The following is a 12177-nucleotide window of genomic DNA, read 5'->3' as shown; positions in this document are numbered from 1 at the left end:
ATTAGTCTTTACTATATTTGTGATTATTGTTCTGGGTACAGGAGTCAGCCCGGTGCCGGCAGCGGGTGCAACTGAGGCTGTCGAAGTAACGCACCACGGGCAGCAGGAACGGCGAGAGATACTGGACGACCCTGTCGCCACGGTAGGCGATGCGCCCGCTGCTCCACGCCACATAGACGCGGCGGCGGGCACGGGTGAGGGCTACATAGAGCTTGCGGCGGTCTTCGGCGCATTGGGCTTCGTCGTCGCGGGTGAAGTAGTTGGGGTAACGGCCGTCGACGACATCAAAGACGATGACATTGTCAAACTCGAGGCCCTTGGCCTTGTGGATGGTGGAGACGAAGATGCGCTCGTCGAGGACATCGGAGCCGCAGAGGTCTGACTCTTTGAGGGTGTTGGTCTCCATGAGGTGGCGCTGCAGCTGCTCGGCAAGCGACGGCGCGAGGCTGCTGTCGACGATGTCGTGGGCGATATAGCTGAGCACATAGTCTATCTTGTGGGGTTGGGCATGGTCGCCGCCCATCTGGCGCAGGTAGTCGTAGACGGCACGCATCTGGCCGACCATGGCAGGACTGTCGCCAGCCGGCGCGTGGTCATAGAGCTGCTCACGGGCACGGACATAGAGGTCGCGGTAGTTGCGGCGCAGCATGTCGGCAGCCCTGCGGGTGGCGGCACGGTCAAGAAACTCCTGCTGCTCGGGGATGACCTCGCGGCAACGACGGTAGAGGTGGGCCATGACGCGGCAGGTGTCTTCGACATCGACATCTGCAAGGTGGGCATTGTCTTCGCTGAGTCCGAAGAGATGCTGGCGGCGGAAGAAGTCAAGCCGGTAGCTCACCAGCTCGGGATGGAGCAGGCGCAGGAGCTTGAGGGTGTCGATGCAGCGGTCGTGAGCAGGAAGGGCGACATCGGGGAGATAGCGGCTGAGGTTGTGGACGAGGATTTGGTAGTCGTACTCGACATTGTGACCCACCAGACGGCAGTCGCCGATGTAGTCGACAAACTGGCGCAGTGCCTCGGCATGGCTGACGAGGGTGGCGTGGCGCCGCTCTTCGATGATGGGGTTGGGGATGTCGCCGAGCATCTCGGGGATGGGGCGCTCGGTCTGGATATGCACCACAAAGGAGGAGCCCTGGACCATGCGGCCATGCTGCATCTTGACAGCGGCTATCTGCAGGATGTCGTCGTCGAAGACGCTGAGTCCGGTGGTCTCGGTATCGAAGACTACCACGGGAGCGTCGGCGTCGACGGCAGCCACAAAGTCCTGCACGTAGGTGGTGGAGTCGTAGAGCAGAAAATCGGAGGGCAGGAGGGCGCGGTTGAGCATCTTGCGCATAAACTCGCGGGCAGAGGCGGGAGCGGCAAAGACGCCCAATCCATAGAGCAAGCGTGCCCATGCCATGAAGTTGGTCTCCGAGGCAAGCACATTGAGATGGGCGAGCATGGTCTTGACCTGGACTGAGGCAAAAATATCTGTTCCCGACACCTGGAAGAAGGGCATATCGAGGGCATGGAGTGCCTCGCCCACCTTGTCGGCATCATAGTTGGAGTTGACCACGATGGCGGTGGTCTCACGGTTGTCGGCAAGGGCGAGCTTGCGGGCAAGGGCAGCCACATCGTGATACTCGCTGTCGATGAGGGGCGACTCGATGAGCCGCATCTCGGCACAGTCGGCGGCGTCGCTGGGCTGGGCTGTGGGCAGCAGAGCGCGGTCTACGCCCAAGACTTCGGCAGCATAGTGATTGGTCATGGCAAGGAGCGACGCCGGCGAACGGTGGTTGATGTTGAGGTGGTAGATATGGTCGCCACAGCGCTGGCGCAGCAGGGCAAGGGTGTCGCTCTTGGCGCCCATAAAGGAGAAGATGGCCTGCTGGGCATCGCCGAGATACATCACCATGCCCTCGCCACGGGTGACGGCGGTATCGGTGATGAGGTCGATGATGGCCATCTGCATGGCGTTGAGGTCCTGAACCTCGTCGACCTGTATCCAGCGGTAGCGGGGATAGTCGTTGTCGACAGTGAGGGCGTCGTAGGTGAGCAGGAGCAGGTCTTCGAAGTCGATGAGCTTGTTCTGACGGCAGTAGGCGGTGTAGGCGTGGGCATAGCGCATCTTGCGCAGGGTATTGGTGGCAAGGGCTTGGGTACCCACATCGAAGGCGTCGCCATGGATGACGTCGCGGTAGTCGTCGGTATGGTCGTAGATATGTATCATGGCGTCGGGGGTAAACTCGCGACGCTCGGCACGGCAGATGGCTTTGAGAGCGCGCACATCGTCGGCACTGACACAGTCGGGATGGAGCCTCAGCCCACGCGGATGATGATGGATAATCTGGTGCATGAAGTGGGCAAACTGGATAATCTCAGCATACTCGCGACGGCGGTTGTGGCGCTGCTTGATGGCACTTTCTTCCTCGTTCTGGTAACGGGCAAGGATGCTCAGGGCATCGTCATCGTCGATGACCGAGGTCTCTGCCTCGACAAGGTGGTGCTCGAAGAGGAAACGGGAACAGAATCTATGGATATTGCCGACATAGAGCTGGCCGAGGTCGGCACCCTCGATATACTGGGCGATGCGCTCGCGCATGCCGCGGGCAGCGCGGTTGGTAAAGGTGAGGCAGAGCATGTCGCCATAGGCTATGCCCTGGTCGTGGGCACGGCGGATGCGCTCGGTAAGTATCTGGGTCTTGCCGCAGCCAGGGGGCGCCAGCACCAGGTGGTAACCTCCTAACGGGGTTTCTATCACGCGCAGCTGACTTGCGTCGGGCTGCCAGGCAGGGGACATAGATTGTGTCATAGTTGTATGAATCTGCAAAAAAATATCCATAACCGCCACATGCGCTGTGACTATGACGGTCATGGATAAGGATTATATCAGGTTAAGGGGTGTGATGGGCAGCGGAGAGGGCGAAGGGGCGACGCCAACATCAGTACGTGTCGGGCGAGTTGCCATAAGGGATACGACGCGGAGCCTTGAGGGCTACTCTCGTGGTGGTCTCCATTTTTAAGCCGTCACGCCCTTGAAAGCTCATCGTAGTGAGCTTTCCCTCTATGAGCAGTTGCAGCCAGGCTGCTGCCTTTGAGGATATGCGGTGCTCTTCCATATAGTAGTGGGTGGCCTGTTCGGGATGGTTCTTGTTTTTATACTCCCAAGCCTCACCGTTGGCAAGTTGGTCGCGGTCGCATATATAGACCGTGCTGAATTCACGGCCGTCGGCGAGGGTGTGGTTGATGAGTTTGAGGACATCTATGCCATCCACAAAACACTTGATATATTTGTCGGTCGCCATGAGCTGCTTGTATGCCGAGCTGTAAGGTCTGAAGTCGCGGGGGACCCAGAAGATGTCTGTCACCTTGTTCGGACCATGAGCATAGCTGCTGGTGCATATCACAATGTAGTTGCCATCGCCAGCATCGAGCTGTTTGATAATGCGGTCTTTCATCCAGGAGATGTACAACCGCTGCTGGTCGGTCATTTCCTGGGCAGATGGTGTCGAGGGAGTGGTCTTCTGAACCGGCTTGGGGGTAGCTACTGGCGCCGGAGCCGCTTGGGGGGCTGGCTTGGGGGTAGCCACGGGCGCCGGAGTAGCGGGCGTGGTAGGCGTAGAGGGCTGATAGCCTATCCGCTGCTTAATCTCTTCGACGGTGGTATCATAACTGATGTAGGAGCCGTCGTCACCACGCTTCAGCGAGAAGTCGAGGATGGTAGAACCGGGCGTGTTGAGGGCTTCGCCATTGGCGGTATTGGTCACGAGGACATTGAGATAATAGTGGTGGTCGCCCTCGGGCCAATTGCCTGTGTCGTAGTTGACAAAGAGGGGGTAGTCCAGATAGGTGTCGATGTCGTGGCTGGGCATCAGGGCACCGTCGCAGCGGTAGATGACCACGGGGTCGTCGCCCGCCACATCACTGTCGAGGGTAACCTCGCCGGTGAGGCTCACGCTGCGGCGCTTCATGCCGCTCACGGTAAGATAGAGGTGGACCTTCATGCCTCGCTGGCCGTCCAGGATGACATCGTGCTCTACCCAGGCACGGGAAATCTTGGCATAGCGCCGGGCCGCAGCGCTGGTGCTCATGGTCACAAGCAGGGCGACCATGAGCAGCATGCCAGTGCGGACGGCAAAGGATAAGGAAGAGGTGTTCATATCGTCAACGATTGAAGCCTGCCCCGCATCAGGCCTTCTTGGTGGTGCGGGTGGCTATGATGAAATAGGTAATGAGCAAGAGGTAAGCAGCCAGAGAGAGGAGCTCGCTCAGGTGGTTGGCCCACCAGGCGTCGTAGTTGAACTCGATGCCGCCAAACTTGAGCAGAGCGCTCACTACGCCCATCAGGGCACCGCCGGCGATAAATCCGCTGGCAAGCAGGGTACCCTTCTCGCCACGGGCCTTGTTGACCTCAGCATCCTGCGAACGGGTGGTGACAAACCAGTTGACGGCGCCACCCACGAGGAGGGGGATATTGAGTTCCATAGGGATAAACATACCCAGGGCAAAGGCAAGGGCTGAAATCTTGCAACGGTCGAGAACGAGGGCGATGACGGCGCCGATGCCGTAGAGCAACCAGGGCGCCCCCTGACCGTTCATGAGCGGAGCGATGACGGCTGCCATGGCGTTGGCCTGGGGTGCGGCGAGCTTGCCGCTCTGGAAGCCGTAGGTCTTGTTGAGCACGATCATCACGCCGGCTACAGTGGCTGCCGACACGATGGTGCCGAGGAATTTCCAGGTCTCCTGCTTCTTGGGAGTGGTACCCAACCAGTAACCGATCTTGAGGTCGGTGACAAAACTGCCTGCCATAGAGAGGGCGGTACATACCACGGCACCCATAAGGAGGGCTGCGAGCATACCGGCATTGCCCTTGAGACCCACAGCCACCATCACTACCGAGGCGAGGATGAGGGTCATGAGCGTCATGCCCGATACGGGATTGCTACCGACGATGGCTATGGCATTGGCAGCCACAGTGGTGAAGAGGAAGGCTATCACGGCAACCAACAGGATGGCTACCACGGCATGGGTGAGGTTGAAGTCCATCACGCCGGCATAGAAGAAGGCGAAGGTAACCATAAGGGTGAGCACCGAGCCGATGGCGATAATCTTGAACGAGATGTCGCGCTGGGTGCGCACTACCTCTTCGGCGCCAGCGCCCTTGCCCTTCATCTCGCGGGCGGCAAGGCCGACGGCACTCTTGATGATGCCCCAGCTCTTGATGATGCCTATCACGCCAGCCATGGCGATGCCACCGATACCGATGGAACGGCCGTAGGCCTTGAAGATGGTTTCGGGAGTCATTTCACCCACAGGAGTGACAATATTGGGGTCCCACTGGTTGAGGACGGTGTCGGGGAAAAGCAAGGCCATACCCGGAACGATAAGCCACCACACGGCAAGCGAACCGAAGCAGATGATGGCGGCATAGCGCAGACCGATGATGTAGCCCAGACCGAGGACGGCAGCACCGGTGTTGACCTTGAAGACGAGCTTGGCATGGTCGGCAAGCTGCTGACCCCATGTCACTACACGCGAGGTGAAGTTCTCGTTCCACAGACCAAAGGTGGCGACGATGAAGTCGTAGAGTCCACCGATGAGACCAGCCACGAGCAGGGGCTTGGCCTGGCTGCCTCCCTTGGCACCCGACACGAGCACCTGGGTGGTGGCAGTGGCTTCGGGGAAGGGATATTTGCCGTGCATATCCTTAACGAAATACTTGCGGAAAGGTATGAGGAAGAGGATGCCGAGGATACCACCCAGCGACGAAGCGATGAATACGCGCAGGAAGTCGGCCTGGAGGTCAAGCATATAGATGGCGGGCATCACAAAGATGGCTCCGGCTACCACAGCGCCCGAACAGGCACCGATGCTCTGGATGATAACATTCTCGCCCATGGCGTTGCGGCGCTTGGTGGCCGACGATAAGCCGATGGCGATGATGGCGATAGGGATGGCGGCCTCGAATACCTGACCTACCTTCAATCCCAGATAGGCGGCAGCAGCCGAGAACAGCACTACCATCAACAATCCCCACGTCACACTCCATGCTGTGACTTCGGGAATGGTCTTTTCGGGACCCATAATGGGCTTGTACTCCTCGCCGTCGTGAAGTTCACGAAAAGCGTTGTCGGGCAGCTGCACCGCGTCTTTCTCTTTTTCTGTCATTGTAGTATATATTAGTAATGTTTTAACTGATACAAAGGTAGTGCAAACCGAAGAGAATACAAAATAAACGTGTTTATTTTTATTCTTGAGGTGCAGCCTACCTTCACGGCGATAGCCGTAGAGTTAATGGAAACTGAAGAGAAAACAAAACAATCTGCTGTTTTTATTTCCGAGACACCGCCTACCTTCATGGCGATAGCCGTAGAGTTAATGGAAACTGAAGAGAATACAAAACAATCTATTGTTTTTTACATTTCCACTCACTTCCCCTGCCCTATCTTCATCATGAAGGGCGTGGCAGGCAGTCCTGTCGAACCAAAGAGGTTGGCGTCTTCGGGATTGTTTTCCCAGCCATAGGTCACCGTGGTCACTGCGAGGTTGGGAGTGGTGAGCAGGCGCACGCTGTCGGTGCCTGCTATCTCGGCCTTGACACAGTAGCGCTTGCCCTGGGCGTCGATGACGGCAAATCCGCAGAGATAGCCATAGCGGTCATGACACTGCAGACCCTGGGCCACATGGCTGAAGGTGACCAGGATGGTGCCGTCGCCCTGGCGGGTAACGCCGGTGGCACGAGGACTCTGGCAGACGAGGTCGCTATGGCCATAGTCGTTGTGCAGGGCATGGAGGGCAAGGCGGCGGGCTACGGTATGCTTGTCGAGGGGATGTTCGTCGGTGGGATTGCCCACGTCGATAGTCACCGCCTGCCCCGTATGGGCAAGGGAGAGGGCCGAAGTCTGTGCATCGCGCAGTCCGGCAAGGTCGTTCTTGGGCGTGGCGATGAAGTTGGGCAACTGCACCCAGTAGAATGGAAGATCCGGGCGCTTTCGGGCCTGTCGCCAGCCGTCAATCATGGCTGGGAAGAGGTCGCGGTATTCGCCGGGGCGCTCGGTATTGGCTTCGCCCTGATACCAGACGATGCCCTTGACGGGATAGGGAGCCACGGGGGCGACCATACCATTATATATACGTGAGGGGAAGTCGTTGGAGAAGTAGCTGCGGAAACCGCTGTTGTCCTTCTCTACCGACACGCAGTAGCTCCAAGGATGATTGAGGATAGAGAGGCGACGGCTGCCCACCTGGACATAGAAGAGGCTGGCAGAGCCATAGCATCCGCCACCGTCGTGGTCGTCGACAATCTTGACCGTCAGCTCGTTGTCGCCGGCATGGAGCACACCGGCAGGTATCTGGTAACGACGCTTGACGGCATAGCCACGGGTGGCGCCCACACGGTGGCCGTTGACCCAGGTCACGTCGGCATCGTCGATGAAGCCGAGGGAGAGCAGAGCCTCGCGACCGGCAAGGGAGTCGGGCACGGTGAACTTAGCAGTGGTCCAGACCACGCCGTCCATCCGGGCGAGAGGAGCGTCGGCCCACAGGCCGGGCATGGCGAGGGGCTGCCAGTGACTCTTGTCGTAAGAGGGGGCATACCAGCCTTCGGCTTCGCCACGATCGGCAGCCACCTCACGCTCGAAGCGGGCGTCGTTGGCAAGTCCGCGCAGCTCGTTGGCACGGAAGGCGTCAGAGCGGAGCTGCTCCATGAGCTGGGTATACTTGGGGAAACGGTCTATCGACCCCATGGTCATCCAGCTCTCAATCTGGGTGCCGCCCCAACTGGCGTTGACGATGCCCACAGGACAGCCGAGCGCCGCATTGAGTTCTTTGGCGAAGAGGTAGCCCACGGCGGTGAAGCAGTCGGCAGCCTCGGGGGTAGTGACAGCCCAGTGTCCACTCACATCGTCGGCAGGACGGCTCGCCAGGGCGTGGTTGATTTCAAAGAGGCGTATGCTGGCATTAGTGGCATGGCTAATCTCGTCGTCGGCACGGTCGATGCTGCGCAGACGGAAGTCCATATTGGACTGGCCACTGGTCATCCACACCTCGCCAGCGAGGATGTCGGTCACGGAGAGGCTCTCCTTGCCGGCTGAGACAGTGAGGGTGTGAGGTCCGGCGGCGCTGATGGCGGGGAGATAGAGACTCCAGCGGCCGTCCTTACCGGTGCGCACGGTAGCCTTGTGTCCGGCGAGGGTGGCTGTAACCTTCTGACCTTGGGCAGCCCATCCCCAAACGTGTACGGGCTCGCCGCGCTGAATCACCATGTGGTCTGAAATGATGGCGGGCAAACGGAGTTGCGCCATAGCGCCCAAGGCAAAAGCCATGAGCAGGAGTGTCAATGTGTAGATTCTTTGTTTCATGACAGTGGATAAGTTTAACAACTCAATAAGTAGGTTTATGGTCATTGTGACTACAAATTTACACATTTTTGACGGTTAAAACGCCATCCCCCGCCATGTTTTTGCATATTGGGATGAAATTGGTAGGCAACGGGAGGATGGTTGCGTCGCAGGAGATATCACTGCGGGGCGCGGAAGGGAAGACGGGGAGTGTGGAGACCACACCGCCTACTTCGTATCATAAGGCACGAGCTCTCGTAACATAAGGCACGTGGCCACGTAACATAAGGCACGAGCCCACGTATCATAAGGTACGAGCCAGCCGACAGGGTCACGGTGGTGGCAAAGTGAAGCTCCATCCCAGTCTTCCTCAAGGGGAAGGAGCGCAACCAAATCTCCTCAAACACAAGGAGAATGAACTCACACCCCATGGCGAAGGTTTGGGAGATGGGCTCAATTCTCTCCCTTTGTAGAGCCAGAGAGGGGCTTCTTGGGTACACTCCGTAAGCAGCGGCAACTCTGTAGGAGTTGCGATTCCACAGCCCAGGGTTGCGGGCGAAGCACGCTACCCTGGGTAAGCGACCCACTAACCTGGCAACTCTGTAGGAGTTGCGCTTAGCCGTAGGCGTTACTTGTCGTGTGTATTTCCTTATTACATGAATTTACCGTCACAAGGAGCTACAAAAAGTTTTGTGGCTTTTCAGGGCTTCGCCCTATGCGTCCGTGTGTGTCGGGAGATATCTCGAGAGCGAGCTCTCGGATATTCCCCGTCACCCCCATCCGCGCCTGCCCGGTGGCAGGCTGAAAAGCCGCAAATACAAAAAGTCCGCCGTTGGCGGTAAAAAAAGTCCGGCTGCGCCGGTACAAAAAAATGATTACCTTATTTCTATCCGTAGCGTCATATAAATGGGATAACACAAGCTGCTATTCCTGCAGTGGTAACGCCTTCGGCTAATCGCAACTCCTACAGAGTAGCTAAGTAGGGTGGTGTTCTTACCCAGGGTAGAGGCGCTGCTCGCCTCAACCCTGGGCTATGAAATCGCAACTCCTACAGAGTTGCCAGGGGTGCGTACCATCAACCACAAGCCCCATCCTAACCTTCCCCAAGGGGAAGAAAAAAGCCAAACAAAGGCCCCATTCCAGCCTTTTTCAAGAAAAGGAGCGTAATCATAACCTCCTAAAACACAACGGGAATGGATTCCCTCCCCTTGGTGAGGGCTGGGGAGGGGCTTACAAGCTGCTGTTTTTTTACCGCCAAAGGCGGCCTTTTTGAACGGCCAAAGGCCGCTTTTTGAACCATGGCGGCTGTTGTCGTCATGCAAAGCATGGCGTTGGGGGTGGCGGCGACGACATGGAGGAAAACTCGTTTTCCGACTGGCGTCACCGACAGTCACAAAAAGGCGAAGCCGACAACAGCCGTCATGGCTTTTTGTGTTTTTATCAACCACAAATAGAAGCAGCTAATTATAGATTAGCCAAGCGACTGACCCCTTGTTTCCTGCTGCGGGTAACGCCTTCGGCTAATCGCAACTCTTACAGAGTAGCTACACCTTATTATATATATACCCAGGGTAGAGGCGCTGCGCACCTCAACCCTGGGCTTTGTAATCGCAACTCCTACAGAGTTGCCGTAGGGAAGCCCCATCCCAACCTTCCCCAAGGGGAAGGTGTGCACCACAACCTCCTCAAACACAAGAAGAACGAATTCCCGCCCCTTGGGGAGGGTTAGGGAGGGGCTTACAATCAGCTGTTTTTTTACCGCCAAAGGCGGACTTTTTGAACGGCCAAAGGCCGCTTTTTGAACCATGGCGGCTGTTGTCGTCATGCAAAGCATGGCGTTGGGGATGGAGGCGACGACAAGGAGGAAAACTTGTTTTCCGACTGCCGTCACCGACAGCCACAAAAAGGCGAAGCCGACAACAGCCGTCATGGCTTTTTGTGTTTGTATCGTCCACAAATAGAAGCAACTAAGTATAGATTAGCTCCGCGAATGAACCCTTGTCTCCTGCTGCGGGTAACGCCTACGGCTAATCGCAACTCTTACAGAGTAGCTAAACATTATTATATATTTACCCAGGGTAGAGGCGCTGCGCACCTCAACCCTGGGCTATGAAATCGCAACTCCTACAGAGTTGCCAGGGGTGCGTACCATCAACCACAAGCCCCATCCTAACCTTCCCCAAGGGGAAGGAAAAAAGCCAAACAAAGGCCCCATTCCAGCCTTATTCAAGAAAAGGAGCGTAACCATAACCTCCTTAAACACAACGGGAATGGATTTCCATCCCTTGGTGAGAGCTGGGGAGGGGCTCACAATGCACCTCCCTCCCCCACACCAATAAAAAAAACGTGGCAGGGAACTCAATCCTTGCCACGCTGTATGAAATAGGGCGGTATGGGCGTTGCCGATACTGTCAGGTTACTTCTTGTTCTTCTTGTAATACTCCAGTCCGAGCTTGACGTTCTTGGTGAGCGCATTGGAACTGAAGGTGGCGCCGCTGACGCCATCGACCTCGGCCTTCTGGGCCTTGGCCACTGTAAGGCCCTCAAACTGCTGGAGCACAGCCTTGGCACGGGCGAAGAACTTGGGAGTCTCTCTGTTGGGCAGAGCCTCTACCTTGACCACCTTGTTTTTCTCGATGTGTATCAACACGGGAGTGGCGCCCTTGAAGCCACGCACCTGCGCACCCAACTGGGTGGTGTTGACGATGGTGGTGTTGCCCTTATGGGTCATGATTTCATCGGCAGGACGCGCACTGATGAGCAGCGCCACTACCACTGCCGCCATCACGGAGGCAAGCATAAGATAAGTTTTGCGATTCATTATGATTCGTTTTCCGTTGTTTTCTGCTTATACCAGATGACTGATAATCTCCTCACGGTCGCCAGCGAGCATGTCGATAACGGGTATCTCGGGCATGGTGTAGCAGCCGGGCTGCAGATGCATAGTGGCGCGAGCCACATTGACAAGCACCTGGGCGGTGAGGGCAGGGTTATTGATGCTCATATTGAACTCGAAACGCTGGTTTGGGGTCTTGCCGCTCACACCCTTGCGCACGAGGTTGACACCATGACCCATATCGCGCACATCATCGACAGAGGCTACGGCGAAGACATGGGTCTCGTCGTTGGCGAAATAGGGGTCGGCCTTGATCTCAGCGGTGACCTGCTCGAGGGTGGCTCCGTCTTCGAGCTCTACATAGACCATACGGCGATGGATGCCTTCGCCGAGGGGAATGGTGACAGAGAGGGCATTGCGCACACCCTCCTTGCTACGCACGCAGACAGAGTGACCCATACTCATGCCGGGACCGAAGTTAGTATAGCTGAGTCCCTTGGGGGCAAGGCTCTCCATGAGCACGCGCACTACGGAGTCGGAACCTGGGTCCCATCCGGCAGCGATGACGCTGACACGGCCTGCCTTCTTGCAGTTTTCCATCTGCTTGCGGCGATAGTCGAGGATGCTGGTATGGATATCAAAACTGTCGACGGTATTGATGCCCATAGCCACTATCTTGGCTGAATAGTCGGGGCAAGAACGTGTAGGCGTGGCGAGAATAGCCACATCTACATCGTGGAGCAGGGAGATATCATCTACTACCTCGTAAGGAGTAAGTTCCAATGGGCAGTCTGTGTTGCCTTGACGACGCACGATGCCAGCTATCTCGAAATCCTTGGCGGCTTCGAGGGCCTGCACGGCGTAATGACCGATATTGCCGTAACCTACTACGGCGGCTCTAATCTTTTTCATTGTCAGTATAATGTTAAATTTGTTGTTTGCGATGGCAAAATTACTCCATTTCTGCGTAAAAACCGCCATCTTAACAGTATTTATTACTAACAAATGATAAATCGACAG

General features: G+C 56.9%; 7 protein-coding genes. All 7 read right to left on the bottom strand.

Features of this window, described 5'->3' with window-relative positions; genetic code table 11:
• Nucleotide 1: 1 nt before the first annotated feature.
• Entirely contained in the window at nt 2-2794 is a 2793-nt protein-coding gene (locus tag CIK95_RS04475) for a 3'-5' exonuclease (protein ID WP_094466392.1), read from the bottom strand.
• A gap of 130 nt (nt 2795-2924) precedes the next feature.
• A complete protein-coding gene (locus CIK95_RS04470; RefSeq protein WP_144007729.1) occupies nt 2925-4142 on the bottom strand; it encodes a hypothetical protein in 1218 nt (405 codons plus the stop codon).
• Nucleotides 4143-4170: 28 nt separating this feature from the next.
• Complete coding sequence (locus CIK95_RS04465) at nt 4171-6150, bottom strand: OPT family oligopeptide transporter (RefSeq protein ID WP_094466390.1); 1980 nt, start codon at nt 6148-6150, stop codon at nt 4171-4173.
• 260 nt (nt 6151-6410) lie between these two features.
• The gene (locus tag CIK95_RS04460) at nt 6411-8342 is read right to left on the bottom strand and encodes a sialate O-acetylesterase (RefSeq protein WP_158215088.1); all 1932 of its coding nucleotides are present in this window, start codon (nt 8340-8342) and stop codon (nt 6411-6413) included.
• Between the two features lie 1450 nt (nt 8343-9792).
• Nucleotides 9793-10251: a hypothetical protein gene (locus CIK95_RS04455; protein WP_094466388.1), complete on the bottom strand. Its 459-nt coding sequence runs from the start codon at nt 10249-10251 to the stop codon at nt 9793-9795.
• Between the two features lie 486 nt (nt 10252-10737).
• Nucleotides 10738-11142 (bottom strand): FMN-binding protein, encoded by a 405-nt coding sequence (locus tag CIK95_RS04450; RefSeq protein WP_094466387.1) that lies wholly within the window; start codon nt 11140-11142, stop codon nt 10738-10740.
• 27 nt (nt 11143-11169) lie between these two features.
• Nucleotides 11170-12069 carry a diaminopimelate dehydrogenase gene (locus CIK95_RS04445; RefSeq protein ID WP_094466386.1) on the bottom strand — a complete coding sequence of 300 codons (900 nt, stop codon included), beginning with the start codon at nt 12067-12069 and terminating at the stop codon, nt 11170-11172.
• Nucleotides 12070-12177 lie beyond the last annotated feature (108 nt).

The sequence above is a fragment of the Prevotella sp. P5-108 genome (assembly GCF_002251385.1).
Taxonomy (GTDB): Bacteria; Bacteroidota; Bacteroidia; order Bacteroidales; family Bacteroidaceae; genus Prevotella.
This window is presented reverse-complemented; position numbering and strand designations above follow the sequence as displayed.